Here is a 14,057-nt window from a genome sequence, read left to right on the forward strand (position 1 = left end):
CATCCCTGGCGCCGCCAGACTTGTTATATAAATTGCAGTACTGTATCTATGAGACTGTTTTGCGACATCAATAGATGGTACTATTTTGAAATGTTGCAGTTTTAATAGTGAGACTTGCGCGTAGCATTTGCAAAGGAAGAAAATGCGAACTGCATTTGAAGCGTGGGCGCAGCGTGACGGCCACATTGTGCGGCGAAGAGAAGACAAACCCGATGAGTACCTGATTTTCGAGACCCAGCGCCGCTGGGTTATCTGGCAGGCTGCTCTGACGCATGGCAAGACGGCTGCCAAGCCGCGCGTGAGCGCGGCCGAAAAGGCGGCGAAAGCCCAGCGCGCGCTGGAAATGTCCGCCGATGAAGCGACCGTGCGCAACAAGGTGCTCAATGAGGTACTCGAGGCCTTTAGCGGCGCCGATGGCGCGGCCGGCATGGAAGGCATACTGAAAGTGATCCAGGGCCTGAAGCAGAAGCAGAAGGCGCTGGCCGACGACAAGAGCGAAGATTCAACTGCTTGAGGGGACGGCGATGCGTTATCGGCACTATAAGGGCGGCATTTATGAACTGGTGTGCGAAGCCACGCTGGAAGCGGATCTGACGCCGATGATCGTGTATCGCGCCGCGGACGGCTCCATCTGGACCCGGCCGAAAGACGTGTTCTTTCAACTGATCGAAGTCGAAGGCGTCATGGTCCAGCGTTTCGCTCCCATCAACTGATGGCCGCCTGCGTGCGTGCCCGGGATTTTCTTCATGCGTAAATTGCTGTCCGCCGCTGTGGTGCTGGGCGTTGCCTGCACTGCGGCGCATGCCGAAACCATCGGTTCCGTCGACACGGTGTTCAAACTGATCGGTCCTGACCACAAGATCGTCGTCGAAGCGTACGACGATCCGCGCGTCGCTGGCGTCAGCTGCTATCTGTCGCGCGCCAAGACGGGCGGCCTCAAGGGGGCCGTCGGCCTGGCCGAAGACAAGGCCGATGCGGCCGTGGCTTGCCGCCAGGTGGGGCCGCTGCAATTCAAGGGCAAGCTGCCGCGCCAGGAAGAAGTATTTACCGAGCGCGCCTCGATCTTCTTCAAGCACGTGCGCGTCGTGCGCATGGTCGACAGCAAGCGCAATGCGCTCGTCTACCTCGTGTATTCCGACCGCCTGATCGAAGGCAGCCCGAAAAACAGCGTCACCGCCGTCGCCGTGCCCGGCGACCAGCCGATTCCCGTCCGTTAAGCGAGCCCCCCATGCGCGTGCCGCTGTCTGCCCCCCTTGCCGCCTTTGCCGCCGGGACGCTGCTGCTGTTCGGCCTGGGCGGCTGCGCCACCCTGACGGGCAACACTGACCAGATGGTGCTGGTGCAAACCATCCAGGACAACCGCGAGCTGACGGGCGCCGGCTGCATCCTCAGCAACGACGTCGGCAAGTGGTTCGTCACCACGCCCGGACGCATCACCATCCGCAAGAGCCGCGAACCGTTGAAAGTCGATTGCCGCAAGCACGGTTCGCCCGCCATCGCGACGGACGACCATATCGACCCCAAACTCAATGGCAGCGTCTGGGGCAATGTCATCCTGACCCTGGGCGTCGGCTATTTCGTCGACCGCAACACGGGCGCCGGCTTCGACTACCCCTCTATTTTGACCATCGTCATGCAAGACCCCGCGCGCCTGGCGCCGCCACCCCCGCCCGTCACCGCGCCGCCACCGGCTGTCGCCGTGCCGGAAACGGTGGTGCAGCCGAAGGTGGCGCCATCGCCCTTGCCCAATCCCGTCGTCTACTGATTCAAATACACGTAAAAAAGCCGCCAGGGTCAGTTCAGACCGTGGCGGCTGCATCGTCTTGCCAGCAGCTGGGCGCTGCCGGCAAGGCGTCAACTTAGACCCGGTTGATCAGGAACGTGGTGAGCAGAGGGACTGGACGACCGGTCGCGCCTTTCGATCCGCCCGATTTCCATGCCGTGCCGGCGATGTCCAGATGCGCCCAAGTGTACTTTTTGGTGAAGTTTTCCAGGAAGGCCGCTGCCGTCACCGCGCCGCCGCCTGGCGTGCCGATGTTGGCCAGGTCCGCGAAGTTCGACTTCAGCTGCTCGTTGTACGCTTCTTCGATCGGCATGCGCCATGCCGTGTCGCTGGCTTGCTTGCCCGCTGCCAGCAGTTCACCGGCCAGCTGGTCATGCGCCGCATCGCTGCGCGTAAACAGGCCGCTGTTGTGGTGGCCCAGAGCGACGACGCAAGCGCCCGTCAGGGTGGCGATATCGACGACGGCGGCCGGCTTGAAGCGTTCGGCGTAGGTCAGCGCGTCGCACAGCACCAGGCGGCCTTCGGCGTCCGTGTTCAGCACTTCGATGGTCAGACCGTTCATGGAAGTGACGATGTCGCCCGGCTTGGTGGCGCGGCCCGACGGCATGTTTTCGCACGCGGCGATGATGCCGATGACGTTCAGCTTCAGGTTCATCTCGCCGATGGCGCGGAAGGTGCCCAGCACCGAGGCGGCGCCGCACATGTCGTACTTCATTTCATCCATGCCAGGACCGGCCTTGATCGAAATGCCGCCCGTGTCGAAGGTGATGCCCTTGCCGACCAGGACGACCGGCGCATCCTTGGCCTTGCCACCCATGTGCTTCAGGACGATGAATTTCGGCGGCTGCTCGCTGCCGTTGGTGACGGACAGGAAGCTGCCCATTTTCAGCGCTTCGAGCTGTTTGCGGTCCAGCACTTCGACTTCGAACTTGTAATCCTTGGCCAGCTGCTTGGCCGTGTTGGCCAGGTAGGTCGGGTTGGCGATGTTCGCCGGCAGGTCGCCCAGGTTGCGCGTCAGGTCGGAACCGTTGGCGATGGCGGTCGCTTGCGCCAGCGCGCCGCGCGTCGCTGCCGTTGCGGGAGCGGCCAGGACGATCTTGCGCACGCCTGCCGGCGCCGGATCTTTTTTGCTTTTTTGCGAGTCGCTGCGGTATTCGCTGTCGTGGGCGGCTTGCACCACGCAACGGATTGCCCAATTTACGTCGCGCTCTTTCACTTCAGCCAGCGGTAATGCGATAATGGCGTCCGCAGCACCCAGCGAGCCGAAGGCCTTGAGTGCGGCTTGTACGCCGCTTGTGAAGCTTTTTTCGCTGACAGTGTCATCGCTGCCCATGCCTACCAGCAGAACACGTTCGGCGGCGACGCCATCGACTGTGCGCAGCAGCAAAGTGCTGCCAGGCTTGCCGCTGATGTCGCCGGACTTCAGCGCAGCCGAAATCGCACCCTTGCTGTCCAGCGATTTTGCCGCTGGCGACAGTTTTTTGTTTTCGAATACCGCAACCGCGATGCATCCGCTTTTGGCCGTGCCGAGGGTGCTCTTGGTATCGAATGCTTTTATGCTAAAGTCCATTTGGTTCTCCGTTTTCATTTACTAGTAACGTGTTACTCAACTAACTGACCCGAATTATAAACTCCGAATGATCTTTCAACGCGCCCTTCGACGTGAATTGGCTAGTGCCGCCGGGGCCACCTTCACAGTTTTATTCAGCATCCTGCTCACCTGGATGCTGATCGGTATTCTCGGCAAGGCGGCGGGCGGCAAGATCGCATCGTCCGACGTCATGTCGCTGATGGTTTTTTCCGCCCTGATGCAGCTGCCCACCATCATCATCCTCACCGGTTTCATTGCGGTGCTGATGGTCGTCACGCGCAGCTACAAGGAGTCGGAGATGGTGGTGTGGTTCGCCTCCGGCCTGAGCCTGTCGCGCTGGATCTGGCCCGTGCTCAGCTTCGGCCTGCCGCTGGTGCTGGCCACCGGTGTCCTGAGCCTGTACGCCACGCCGTGGGCGCAAAAGAAAAGCGATGAATATGTGGCGCGCTTTGAAAAGCGCGAAGATCTGCAGAAGGTCACGCCGGGCCAGTTCCGCGAATCGGCCGGCAGCAACCGTATCTTCTTCGTCGAGGGCGTTCGCGGTGAGAAGAACGTCGTGCAGAACGTCTTCGTCAATACCGTCGATGAAAAAGGCAGCGCCGTCGTCGTCGTGGCCAAGGAAGGCGTGATCAATACCGACGCCAAGGGCCAGCGCTTCCTCGTGCTCAAGAGCGGCCGCCGTTACCAGGGCGTGCCGACGCAGGCGGACTTCCAGACCATGGAATTCGAACAGTACATCATGCGCATCGAGAGCAAGCAGCAGGAGCTGGGCGCGGACCTGGGCGTACGCGCCATGAGCACCATGGCGCTGGTCGAGGCGAACAATCAGTTCACCATGGCCGAATTGCTGTGGCGGGTCAGCGCGCCCCTGATCGGCCTGATGCTGATCCTGCTGGCCATTCCGCTGGGCTTTGTCAATCCGCGCGCCGGCAGTTCGACCAATCTCATCATCGCGCTGCTGATTTTCTTTACGTACAGCAACCTGATCAAGGTCATCGAAGCGAGCGTGAAACAGGGCCGCATGACCTTCGGCCTGGCCTGGTGGCCGCTGCATCTGCTGGCCGCGCTGGCCGTGGTGGCGCTGTTTGTATGGCGCCTGAACGTGAATCACCGCTATCATCCGCTGGTTCTGCTGGCGGCTTTCAAGCGCGCGCGCCGCGCCGGCAATACAAGTAAAGCGGTATCGAAATGAAGATTTTACAGCGCTATTTTGCGGTCTCGATATTCCAGGCGGTGCTGTTCGTGCTGCTTGCCTTTTTGGCACTGCAAGCCTTCATCGACCTGACGGGCGAGCTGCCCAAGGTGGGCCGCAACGGCTACACCATTCAGTATGCCTTCCTGTACGTGCTGGTGCTGGTGCCGGGACACGTGTACGAGGTGATGCCGATCGCGGCGCTGATCGGCACCATCTACACGATGGCGCAGTTTGCCGCGAGTTCCGAATTTACCATCATGCGCGCTTCGAGCATGTCGACGGCGATGGCCGCCGGTTTTCTGTTCCGCATCGGTATCGTCTTCGTCGTCATCACCTTCATCTTCGGTGAGCTGATCACGCCGCGCACGGAACCGCTGGCCGAACGCCTCAAGCTGACTTCGCGCGGCGCGACCGTGTCGAGCGAATTTCGCTCTGGCCTGTGGACCAAGGACATGATCAAGAGCGAGGGCCTGACGGGCACCGTCACCGGTTCGCGCTTTTTCAATGTGGGCGAAGCGCGTCCGGACGGCCAGCTGAAGAACGTCAAACTGTATGAATTCGACATCGACATGCGTTTGCGTACCCTGACCGTGGCCAAGGGCGCGACGTACCAGGGCAATAACACCTGGCGCCTGACCGACGTGACGGAGACCTCGTTCTCGAACAGCGCGGCCATTGCCCCCGGTTTCGAGCCTAAGCTGGCGAACTACTTTGGACAGGAAACGAGCCTGGTGCGCACGGTGCAAAGCGCCAGCAAGGACATGATGTCGGAAGTGACGCCGAAGATCCTGACGGTCTCGGCCTCCGATCCCGAACGCATGTCGGCCAGCGAACTGGCCGTGTACACGCGCCACCTGGCCGAGAACAAGCAGGAAACGGAGCGTTTCCGCATCGCCTTCTGGAAAAAACTGATCGATCCGCTGGCCATTTTCGTGCTGATGGCGCTGGCGCTGCCGTTCGCCTACATGCATACGCGCAGCGGCGGCATCAGCCTGAAGATCTTCATCGGCATCATGATCGGCGTGAGCTTCATGCTGGTCAACACCCTGTTCTCGCATCTTGGCTTGCTCAGCACCTGGCCAGCCTTCCTGACGGCGGTGGCGCCGAGCGCCCTGTATCTGCTGCTGGCGCTGGGCGCCCTGTGGTGGGTGGAGCGGCACTGATGGAGACGAACGTGAAACAGGCACTGATCTTGTTTGCCCACGGTGCGCGCGCCGCATCGTGGGCCGCGCCCTTCGAGCGCCTGCGCGACCTGACCCAGGCGCGCATGCCCGACGCCAGCGTGCACCTGGCTTTCCTGGAACTGATGACGCCGCGCCTGCCCGAGCTGGTGGCGACCCTGGTGGCCGAGCTGCCCGCCGGCGCCATCCTGGACGTCACCGTGGTGCCCGTGTTCCTGGGGCAGGGCGGCCATGTGCTGCGCGACTTGCCGCTGCTGCTGGAAGAATTGCGCCAGCAGCATCCGGTACTGCGCCTGAAAGTGGTCGAAGCGGTGGGCGAGAACGCCAGCGTGCTCGCCGCCATCGCCGATTACTGCGTGGCGGCGCCAGGTTCCAGCATTCCCCCTTGAGCGGCATCGACATCGTCTACCTGTGGGTGGACGGCGCCGATCCCGCCTGGCGCGCGCGCCGGCAGCAGGCGTATGCCACCTGGGCGCAAGCCCATCCCGGCCAGCTGGCCCTGCACGGCAACGTGGCGGGCCGCTACCGCGACAACGGCGAACTGCGCTACAACCTGCGCGCGCTCGAGCGCTTCTTCCCCGGCCATGGCCACATCTACCTGCTGACGGACCGGCAAGTGCCGGCCTGGCTGCGCGCCTCGCCGCGCCTGACGGTGATCGACCATGCGAGCCTGATGCCCGCCGCCTCCCTGCCCGTGTTCGACTCCGGCCATATCGAATCGTATCTGCACCATATTCCCGGCCTGTCCGAGCGCTTCCTGTACCTGAACGACGATGTCTTTTTCGGCGCGCCGTTCGAGCCCGCATTCTGGTTTGGCGAGGAAGGGGACCGGCGTTTGAGTGTGTTTACGGAGAGCGAGCTGCAGGATGACCTGCACGATGATCTGCAGGGCTTGCGCGCCGACGTGGCGGCGCCCGTCAATTGCGCTACTTTGTCGCGGCAATGGCTGTCGGCGCAATATGCCGATTACCGGCATGAACCGCGCCTGTATGCGCATGCGCCCCGGCCCATGCTGAAAAGCGCGCTGCATGTACTGGAAGGGCTGGCGCCGGCCATGTTTTCCGGCGTGCGCGCGACCGTGTTTCGCTCGTGGCAGGTACCGGCATTGCTGCCCGACCTGGTGCCGCGCTGGATGGTGCATCAGGGAGTCGCGCGCTCGCGCATGCTCGACCCGCTGCATATCGCCAGCGGCGATGTGGCGGCGCCGCAGCAGCTCGAGGAGCTGGCGGCGCGTTTCGGCAGCTTGCCGTTTTTCTGCATCAACGATACCTGCGACGAGGCCGAGGACGACGACCCGCGCCTGCTGCGCGTGGCCGCCACCTTGCAGCGGCTGCTGCCGCTGCCATCCTCATTCGAAGGCGCTTAAGCCGCTTTCCTGTTTGGGGCCAGGCTGATGCGGGCGGCGGCCGTGCTGTCGGACAGCGAAGCGAGGAACAGCAGCAAATAGGCGCCCAGTTCGAACACTTCCTCGCCCAGCAGCGCATAGGCGTCCGGCATGCCATGGAAGACCTTCTTGTCGAAGGGCCAGCCGGCGACCATCAGCAAGCCGCCAAGCAGCGTCAGGATGGTGATGCGCATGCTGAAAATCCGCGGCGCCGCGGCAAACACCTTGCGCGCGCGCGGCGCGAAAAAGATCAGCACGCGTATCAGGATCAGCAATTCCACCACGCGCAGAGCTTTTTCCAGCTGCGCCCACGCGGGCGCCGTGCCGAACTGGTCGATATCGAGTTCGCGCAGCAGGAAGCCGAACAGCAGGGCCGACAAGCCCGCATGCATGAGGAAGCGCAAGGACTGGCGGTCGGTCTCTTGCCAGGCGCGCACGCCGTGCACGGCGCAAGCGAGGGCCAGGAACAGCGCCTGCAGCCATTCCAGCAAATGGTTTTCATCGTCGATATTCGGGAACGCCGTCCACAGGGCGATGGAGGCGAGCATGCTGAGCAGCACAGCGCTGGCGACGCCGGCATTGCTGCGGCTGAGCGAAGTCAGGGCTTCGCGCATGGAAGTGAAATTCATGTATGTCGTAAGGCTAAAGTTGCGCGGCGCGGTATTGCAGCCTGCGGGCGCAGCTTTTTTCGGAGAGATTGCCGGAGCGGCCTCCGTCAACCGGGAGACCGCAAGGCAAGCGCTATGGCGGGGCGTAGCGTGAATTTATTGCTAACACGCAACAATTTCTCGAGAAAAGATGCGTGAGCATCGTATCATGTTTCCCCGGAAGACGTCGGTTACTGACTTTAAAGTCGGTAAAATACGGTGTGTTTATTCAAGCATGGCGCGCCAGATTCGCGGCCGCTTCTTCGATGGCCTGGTGCGTGCGCGCGGCCATGGCGTCGCCCAGCATCACCAGCACGGGACCGTGGGTGTCGCCCAGGCCGTGCGCCAGGGCGCTCAGCGTCAGGCGCACGATGCGCTGGTCCGGGCGGCTGCAGTTTTCAATCACCACCACCGGCGTGTCGGCACGGCGGCCCTGGGCCAGCAGGCGCTGGGCCGTGGCGATGGCTTCGCGCCCGCCCATGTATTGCACCAGGGTGTCGCAGTCCGGGATGCGCGTCTGGTCCGGTTCGCCCGGTGCCGTGCTGGACGTAAAAAAGGCCACGCTGCGCGATACGCCCCGCTTGGTCAGCGGCTGCTGGGTGGCGGCCGCCGCCGCCAGGGCCGTGGTAATGCCGGGCACCACTTCGACGACGATGCCCGCTTCTTCCAGTGCCCGCAATTCTTCATCGGCGCGGCCAAACAGCATGGGGTCGCCCCCTTTCAGGCGCACGATGATGGCGTGCTTGCGCGCATTGTCGACCAATTGCTTGTTGATGAATGCCTGCGCCGTCGACAACTGGCCGCAGCGCTTGCCGACGAGGATTTTTTGCGCCTGGGGGCACAGCTCCAGCATCTCTTCGGTAACCAGCGCGTCGTGCAGCACGACGTCCGCCTGTGCCAGCAGGCGCGCGCCGCGCAAGGTCATCAGGTCTTGCGCGCCGGGTCCGGCGCCGATCAGGTAGACCTTGCCGGGGAGAGATGGGGAGCTGTTCATGTGGCTGCCTTTCCTGGACGATACGGGATTAGAGTCGAACCATGCCCGCCGCGACGGTCTGGTGGGTGACTTCATCGATCAGGATAAACGCGCCCGTGGCGCGGATGTCCGCATACGCATCGGCTGCCAGCGCCTGCTGCACGTTCAGGCTGATGCGCGCGATGTCGTTCAGCTTCAAGCCTTCGGCCGGATGGCGCTGCTGCGTATTGATGTCGAGGATCGATTCGATCGCCGTCACCTTGGCCGCCGTCTGCTTGGTGCCGTGCTTGATCCAGTACTTGCGGCGCAGGTCCAGCGCATCTTCCGACAGCCAGCACACGTCGGCCGTTACCTGTTTGAGCAGCGAGGCAGGGCGCTCGCTGCTCGCCAGCAAGTCGCCGCGCGAGATATCGAGGTATTCATTGAGCAGCAGGGTGACGGACTGGCCCACCACGGCCGTTGGCAGCGAACCGTCCAGGGTGACGATATCCTTGACGGTTGCCGTCTGGCCCGATGGCTGCACCACGAGGGTGTCGCCGATGCTGACCTTGCCTGCTTCGATGCGGCCCATGTAGCCGCGGAAGTCGTTCGCTTCGTGGCCGTTGTGGCGTGCCACCAGCTGCACCGGGAAGCGGAAGGGCGTGTCGTGCGATTCGTCGTAGACGGACAGCGATTCGAGCAGTTCGATCAAAGTCGGGCCCGTGTACCAGCCCAGCTTGTCGCCGCGTTCGACGACGTTGTCGCCCGTCAATGCTGACAGTGGGATCGGCGTGATGTCCTTCAAGCCCAGCGACTGGGCGAATTCGCGGTAGGCGGCGACGATGCGGTTGTACACCGTTTCATCGTAGTCGACCAGGTCCATCTTGTTGACGGCCACGACCACGTGCTCGATCTGCAGCAGGTGGGCAATCGTCGAATGGCGCTTGGTCTGGATCAGCAATTCCACGCTGCCGTCGTCGCCCAGTTTCACTTTCGATACGTCGATTAGGATGATGACGGCGTCGGCGGTGGACGCGCCCGTCACCATGTTGCGCGTGTATTGCTCGTGGCCTGGCGTGTCGGCGATGATGAATTTGCGTTTCGGCGTGGCAAAGTAGCGGTAGGCCACGTCGATGGTGATGCCTTGCTCGCGTTCCGCTTCCAGGCCGTCCGTCAGCAGCGACAGGTCGACCGTGTCGCCCACCGTGCGCTTGTGCTTGGAGCGCGACATGGCGTCGAGCTGGTCGGCAAAGATGCCCTTGCTGTCGAACAGCAAACGGCCGATCAGCGTGCTCTTGCCGTCATCGACGGAACCGGCCGTGATGAAGCGCAGCATGCCGCGCTCCAGGCTGTCGGTGAGAGTGGTGTTCTGGATTGCTGCGTTCATTAGAAATACCCTGCTTTCTTGCGTTTTTCCATCGAGGCTTCGGAAGTCTGGTCGTCCATGCGGGTGGCGCCGCGTTCCGTGATTTGCGTGATTGCCGTCTCGGCGATGATGGCGTCGACCGTCGCCGCGTCGGACGACACGGGGCAGGTGCACGAGATATCGCCCACCGTGCGGAAGCGCACGACTTGCGTTTCCACCGTTTCACCTTCGCGCGGCGGCGTCAGATCCGTCAGCGGCACCAGCAAACCGTTGCGCGGGATCACCTGGCGCTCGTGCGCGAAGTAGATCGGCGGCAGTTCGAGTTGCTCGCGAGCGATGTATTGCCACACGTCCAGCTCGGTCCAGTTCGAGATGGGGAAGACGCGCATGTTTTCACCCGGATGCACGCGGGTGTTATACAGGTCCCACAATTCCGGACGCTGGGCTTTCGGGTCCCAGGCGCCGAATTCGTCACGGAACGAGAAGATGCGTTCCTTGGCACGGGCTTTTTCTTCGTCGCGGCGCGCGCCGCCGATGCAGGCGTCAAATTTGTATTCGGCGATGGTTTCCAGCAAGGTCACGGCTTGGGCCGCGTTGCGCGAATCCGTGGCCGGGTTGCGCAGGCGCACGGTGCCGCGCTTGATCGAGTCTTCCACGGAACCGACGATCAGGCGTTCGCCCAGTTCCGCCACTTTCTTGTCACGGAAAGTGATGACTTCCGGGAAGTTGTGGCCCGTGTCGATGTGCACGAGGGGGAATGGGAACTTGCCTGGGCGGAAGGCTTTCTCGGCCAGGCGCAGCAGGACGACGGAATCCTTGCCGCCGGAAAACAGCAGCGCAGGGTTGGCCGATTCGGCCGCCACTTCGCGCATGATGTGGATGGCTTCCGATTCAAGGCTGTCGAGGTGACGCTGGTTCAAAATATTGCTCATATAGGGTGCTTTCTTGTTCTGCTGAGTCTGTTGTGTCTGTTCAGGCTGCCACGGATTTGATGCGTATCAGTTTGCCGTCCACCATGTGCAGGCCGCATTCTTTCGAATCCGGGTTTTCCCACCACCAGCGTCCGGCACGCACATCTTCGCCCGGCTGCACGGCCCGCGTGCACGGTTCGCAGCCGATCGACGGGTAGCCCTGGTCGTGCAACGCGTTGTAGGGCACGTCGTTGGCGCGGATATAGGCCCACACGTCTTCTTCCGACCAGTCCGCCAGCGGGTTGAATTTCGTCATCGCGTGCGCCGTATCAATCTCCTGCACGTGCAATTCGGCGCGCGTGGTGGACTGGGCGCGGCGCTGTCCCGTGACCCAGGCCTTGTTGCCGGCCAGGGCGCGGCCCAGCGGTTCGACCTTGCGGATGCGGCAGCATTCGCGGCGCATCTCGACGCTGTTATAAAAGGCGTTGAGGCCGTTCTGTTCCACGTAGGCCGCCACGGCTTCCGGCTGCGGGCGGTACAGGGTGATGTCGTGGTCGTAACGGGCCTTGACCTTGTCGAGCACGGCCAGGGTTTCCTGGTGCAGGCGGCCTGTTTCCAAGGAGAAGATGCCGATGGGCAGCTTCGCCTTGAGTATCATGTCGGTCAGCACCATGTCTTCGGCTGCCAGGCTGGACGCGAACACGGCCGGCGAAAAATCCGCCGCGATGCGTGCCAGCGTTTGCTCGGTGGCGTCAATCAAAGAAGTCAAATCGCTCATGATCGGTCCTCAGATGCCGGCCGCGTTGTCGAGGTCAGGATTCTGGCCTTCGCGCTGGTGGCGGCGGAACAGCGGCGACTTTTGATCCCACGAAGCTTGGTAGGTTTCCGAAAAGACAGACAAACCTTTCAGGGCGTCATGGATGCTGCGGTCCGGGCGCGTCGCGTACGCATCGAAGCCGACCCGGTGCATCGAGAACAGCTGGTCGCGCAGCACGTCGCCGATGGCGCGCAGTTCGCCCTGGAAACCGAGGCGGGCGCGCAGGTTGAAGGCGATGGAATAGCCGCGGCCATCCGTGAATTTCGGGAAATCCACGCCAATGACGGGCAGTTGCGCCACGTCGGCCGCCAGTTCTTCCGGGCGCTCGTCGCTGGCCAGCCATACGCCGATGTCGGGCAGGCGCGCGGCCAAGGCCTCGCGCTGGGCTTGCCATACTGGCAGCGGCACGATGACCTTGCCGGCTGGCACGACGACCGTTTCCGGCGTGTCGGTTTCATCGAGGCGCAGCAAGCCCCAGGTATTCGGCACCACGGTGGCGTTCTTGATGATTTCTTCGCGTACTTCAAACATATTCGTCTTCTCCCACCAGGTTGCCGACCGTGATCGGCGTTGCATATACGTGTTCCTTGAACGGCGCCAGGCCCAGGCGCTGGGCCGTGTCGACGAAGCGCTCGCCTTCGTGGCGGTCGCGCACGTAGACGTGCAGCAGGCGGCCAATGACTTCAGGCATCTGCAGGGAAGAGAACGATGGTCCGATGATCTTGCCGATGGCCGCGTTGTTGCCTTGCGCGCCGCCGATCGACACTTGATACCATTCGCTGCCATCCTTGTCGACGCCGAGGATGCCGATGCTGCCCACGTGATGGTGGCCGCAGGCATTGATGCAGCCGGAAATATTCAGTTCGATCTCGCCGATGTCGTGCTGGAAGTCGATGCTGTCGAAGCGTTCCGCGATGGCGGCCGCGATCGGCAAGGACTTGGCGTTGGCCAGCGAGCAGAAGTCGCCGCCGGGGCAGCAGATCATGTCCGTCAGCAAACCGATGTTCGGCGTGGCCAGGCCATGCGCCTTGGCTTCCTGCCACAGGGCAAACAATTTCGACTGTTCCACGTCGGCCAGCACCAGGTTTTGCTCGTGCGTCACGCGCAGTTCGCCAAAGCTGTAGCGGTCGGCCAGATCGGCCACGAAGTCGATCTGCTCGGCCGTCGCGTCGCCGGGCGGCACGCCCGTTTTCTTCAGGGACAGCACCACGGCCACGTAGCCGGGGCGCTGGTGCGGCTTGACGTTGCGCGCCAGCCAGTTGACATAGGCCTTGTTGTCCGCGTGTTCGGCCTTGTAGTCGAGTTCCGGCAGGGCAAGGTAGGCAGGCGGATTGAAGAAGTCCGCCACGCGCTGCATTTCCTCGGCCGTCAAGGTTTCCGGGCCGTCTTTCAAGTCGACCCACTCTGCTTCCACCTGGCGCGTGAATTCTTCGACGCCGATGGCTTTCAGCAAAATCTTGATGCGCGCCTTGTATTTGTTGTCGCGGCGACCGTGCAGGTTGTACACGCGCATGATGGCCTGGATGTAGGTCAGCAAATGCTGCCACGGCAGGAAGTCGCGCACGACGCTGCCCAAAATCGGCGTGCGGCCCATGCCGCCGCCGGCCATCACCTTGAAGCCCACTTCGCCAGCGGCGTTGCGCACGGCCGTCAAGCCGATATCGTGCACGGCAATGGCGGCGCGGTCTTCCTCGGCGCCATTGATGGCGACCTTGAATTTACGTGGCAGGGCGATGAACTCGGGGTGGAAGGTGCTCCACTGGCGCAATACTTCCGCGTACGGGCGCGGATCGATGATTTCATCGGCCGCGACGCCGGCGAACGGGTCCGATGTTGTATTTCGGATACAGTTGCCCGAGGTCTGGATCGCGTGCATTTCCACGGAAGCGAGGTCCGTCAGGATATCGGGAGTCTGCTCCAGCTCGATCCAGTTGAACTGGATGTTCTGGCGCGTCGTGAAGTGGCCATAGCCGCGGTCGTACTTGCGCGCGATGTGCGCGAACATGCGCATCTGCTTGGACGACAGCAAGCCGTAGGGCACGGCGATGCGCAGCATGTAGGCGTGGCGTTGCATGTATAGGCCGTTTTGCAGGCGCAGCGGAATGAATTCCTCTTCCGTCAGTTCATTGGCGATACGGCGCGCAACCTGGTCTCGGTACTGGGCGATGCGTTCTTTGATGATGAGGTGGTCGTACTGATCGTAATGGTACATATCAATTCCTAAAAAAGC

General features: G+C 62.5%; 16 protein-coding genes. 8 read left to right on the top strand and 8 right to left on the bottom strand.

Translation table 11 applies throughout. The features are described 5' to 3' along the window. The first annotated feature begins 142 nt into the window (after positions 1–142). The 4 genes from CLU90_RS25945 to CLU90_RS30005 are packed head-to-tail and all read left to right on the top strand — an operon-like array spanning position 143 to position 1,765. The gene (locus CLU90_RS25945) at positions 143–514 is read left to right on the top strand and encodes a hypothetical protein (RefSeq protein WP_092715242.1); all 372 of its coding nucleotides are present in this window, start codon (positions 143–145) and stop codon (positions 512–514) included. 10 nt (positions 515–524) lie between these two features. Further along, complete coding sequence (locus CLU90_RS25950) at positions 525–713, top strand: DUF1653 domain-containing protein (protein ID WP_034782199.1); 189 nt, start codon at positions 525–527, stop codon at positions 711–713. Positions 714–746: 33 nt separating this feature from the next. Further along, positions 747–1,217, top strand: a complete 471-nt coding sequence (locus CLU90_RS25955) for a CreA family protein (protein WP_092715244.1) — start codon at positions 747–749, stop codon at positions 1,215–1,217. Positions 1,218–1,228: 11 nt separating this feature from the next. Next, the gene (locus CLU90_RS30005; RefSeq protein ID WP_232731338.1) at positions 1,229–1,765 is read left to right on the top strand and encodes a hypothetical protein; all 537 of its coding nucleotides are present in this window, start codon (positions 1,229–1,231) and stop codon (positions 1,763–1,765) included. Between the two features lie 94 nt (positions 1,766–1,859). Here the strand turns inward: CLU90_RS30005 and CLU90_RS25965 are convergent, their stop codons facing one another. Beyond that, positions 1,860–3,353 (bottom strand): leucyl aminopeptidase, encoded by a 1,494-nt coding sequence (locus tag CLU90_RS25965; protein ID WP_100429207.1) that lies wholly within the window; start codon positions 3,351–3,353, stop codon positions 1,860–1,862. 67 nt (positions 3,354–3,420) lie between these two features. On the opposite strand from CLU90_RS25965, the gene lptF reads away from it, so the two are divergent. Genes lptF through CLU90_RS25985 form a run of 4 tightly spaced genes read left to right on the top strand, consistent with a single transcriptional unit; the run spans position 3,421 to position 7,116 of the window. Further along, on the top strand, positions 3,421–4,566 hold the full coding sequence (lptF, locus tag CLU90_RS25970; protein ID WP_092715248.1) for an LPS export ABC transporter permease LptF: 1,146 nt from the start codon (positions 3,421–3,423) through the stop codon (positions 4,564–4,566). Next, positions 4,563–5,732 (top strand): LPS export ABC transporter permease LptG, encoded by a 1,170-nt coding sequence (lptG, locus tag CLU90_RS25975; RefSeq protein WP_092715250.1) that lies wholly within the window; start codon positions 4,563–4,565, stop codon positions 5,730–5,732. The genes lptF and lptG overlap by 4 nt, the downstream gene beginning before the upstream one ends. Next, a complete protein-coding gene (locus CLU90_RS25980) occupies positions 5,732–6,139 on the top strand; it encodes a sirohydrochlorin chelatase (RefSeq protein WP_092715252.1) in 408 nt (135 codons plus the stop codon). The genes lptG and CLU90_RS25980 overlap by 1 nt, the downstream gene beginning before the upstream one ends. Then, a complete protein-coding gene (locus CLU90_RS25985; protein ID WP_092715254.1) occupies positions 6,136–7,116 on the top strand; it encodes a Stealth CR1 domain-containing protein in 981 nt (326 codons plus the stop codon). Before CLU90_RS25980 ends, CLU90_RS25985 begins: the two co-directional genes overlap by 4 nt. Here the strand turns inward: CLU90_RS25985 and CLU90_RS25990 are convergent. The 7 genes from CLU90_RS25990 to CLU90_RS26020 all read right to left on the bottom strand — a co-directional run bounded on the left by CLU90_RS25990 (position 7,113) and on the right by CLU90_RS26020 (position 14,039). Further along, on the bottom strand, positions 7,113–7,763 hold the full coding sequence (locus CLU90_RS25990; protein WP_092715256.1) for a hypothetical protein: 651 nt from the start codon (positions 7,761–7,763) through the stop codon (positions 7,113–7,115). The two genes, CLU90_RS25985 and CLU90_RS25990, sit on opposite strands and share 4 nt — an antisense overlap. A 247-nt stretch (positions 7,764–8,010) precedes the next feature. Then, entirely contained in the window at positions 8,011–8,775 is a 765-nt protein-coding gene (gene cobA, locus CLU90_RS25995) for a uroporphyrinogen-III C-methyltransferase (RefSeq protein ID WP_092715258.1), read from the bottom strand. A gap of 28 nt (positions 8,776–8,803) precedes the next feature. Continuing rightward, on the bottom strand, positions 8,804–10,120 hold the full coding sequence (locus tag CLU90_RS26000; RefSeq protein ID WP_100429208.1) for a sulfate adenylyltransferase subunit 1: 1,317 nt from the start codon (positions 10,118–10,120) through the stop codon (positions 8,804–8,806). Next, positions 10,120–11,031, bottom strand: coding sequence for a sulfate adenylyltransferase subunit CysD (gene cysD, locus CLU90_RS26005; protein ID WP_034751518.1), 912 nt, complete (start codon positions 11,029–11,031; stop codon positions 10,120–10,122). The genes CLU90_RS26000 and cysD overlap by 1 nt, the downstream gene beginning before the upstream one ends. Positions 11,032–11,071: 40 nt before the next feature. Further along, positions 11,072–11,788, bottom strand: a complete 717-nt coding sequence (locus CLU90_RS26010) for a phosphoadenylyl-sulfate reductase (protein ID WP_092715263.1) — start codon at positions 11,786–11,788, stop codon at positions 11,072–11,074. 9 nt (positions 11,789–11,797) lie between these two features. Further along, positions 11,798–12,358, bottom strand: coding sequence for a DUF934 domain-containing protein (locus CLU90_RS26015; RefSeq protein ID WP_100429209.1), 561 nt, complete (start codon positions 12,356–12,358; stop codon positions 11,798–11,800). Continuing rightward, positions 12,351–14,039: a nitrite/sulfite reductase gene (locus tag CLU90_RS26020; protein ID WP_070290526.1), complete on the bottom strand. Its 1,689-nt coding sequence runs from the start codon at positions 14,037–14,039 to the stop codon at positions 12,351–12,353. The genes CLU90_RS26015 and CLU90_RS26020 overlap by 8 nt, the downstream gene beginning before the upstream one ends. Positions 14,040–14,057: the final 18 nt, after the last annotated feature.

Origin of the sequence: Janthinobacterium sp. 67 (assembly GCF_002797895.1) — a bacterium.
Lineage (GTDB): Bacteria > Pseudomonadota > Gammaproteobacteria > Burkholderiales > Burkholderiaceae_D > Janthinobacterium.

Excerpts from the sequence above, each read along its gene's own strand:
- CLU90_RS25945 (WP_092715242.1), top strand. The coding sequence starts at position 143 with ATGCGAACTGCATTTGAAGCGTGGGCGCAGCGTGACGGCCACATTGTG.
- CLU90_RS25980 (WP_092715252.1), top strand. The coding sequence starts at position 5,732 with ATGGAGACGAACGTGAAACAGGCACTGATCTTGTTTGCCCACGGTGCG.
- CLU90_RS26010 (WP_092715263.1), bottom strand. The coding sequence starts at position 11,788 with ATGAGCGATTTGACTTCTTTGATTGACGCCACCGAGCAAACGCTGGCA.
- CLU90_RS25950 (WP_034782199.1), top strand. The coding sequence starts at position 525 with ATGCGTTATCGGCACTATAAGGGCGGCATTTATGAACTGGTGTGCGAA.
- CLU90_RS26020 (WP_070290526.1), bottom strand. The coding sequence starts at position 14,039 with ATGTACCATTACGATCAGTACGACCACCTCATCATCAAAGAACGCATC.
- lptF (WP_092715248.1), top strand. The coding sequence starts at position 3,421 with ATGATCTTTCAACGCGCCCTTCGACGTGAATTGGCTAGTGCCGCCGGG.
- CLU90_RS26000 (WP_100429208.1), bottom strand. The coding sequence starts at position 10,120 with ATGAACGCAGCAATCCAGAACACCACTCTCACCGACAGCCTGGAGCGC.
- CLU90_RS25965 (WP_100429207.1), bottom strand. The coding sequence starts at position 3,353 with ATGGACTTTAGCATAAAAGCATTCGATACCAAGAGCACCCTCGGCACG.
- CLU90_RS25990 (WP_092715256.1), bottom strand. The coding sequence starts at position 7,763 with ATGAATTTCACTTCCATGCGCGAAGCCCTGACTTCGCTCAGCCGCAGC.
- CLU90_RS30005 (WP_232731338.1), top strand. The coding sequence starts at position 1,229 with ATGCGCGTGCCGCTGTCTGCCCCCCTTGCCGCCTTTGCCGCCGGGACG.
- CLU90_RS26015 (WP_100429209.1), bottom strand. The coding sequence starts at position 12,358 with ATGTTTGAAGTACGCGAAGAAATCATCAAGAACGCCACCGTGGTGCCG.
- lptG (WP_092715250.1), top strand. The coding sequence starts at position 4,563 with ATGAAGATTTTACAGCGCTATTTTGCGGTCTCGATATTCCAGGCGGTG.
- CLU90_RS25955 (WP_092715244.1), top strand. The coding sequence starts at position 747 with ATGCGTAAATTGCTGTCCGCCGCTGTGGTGCTGGGCGTTGCCTGCACT.
- cysD (WP_034751518.1), bottom strand. The coding sequence starts at position 11,031 with ATGAGCAATATTTTGAACCAGCGTCACCTCGACAGCCTTGAATCGGAA.
- cobA (WP_092715258.1), bottom strand. The coding sequence starts at position 8,775 with ATGAACAGCTCCCCATCTCTCCCCGGCAAGGTCTACCTGATCGGCGCC.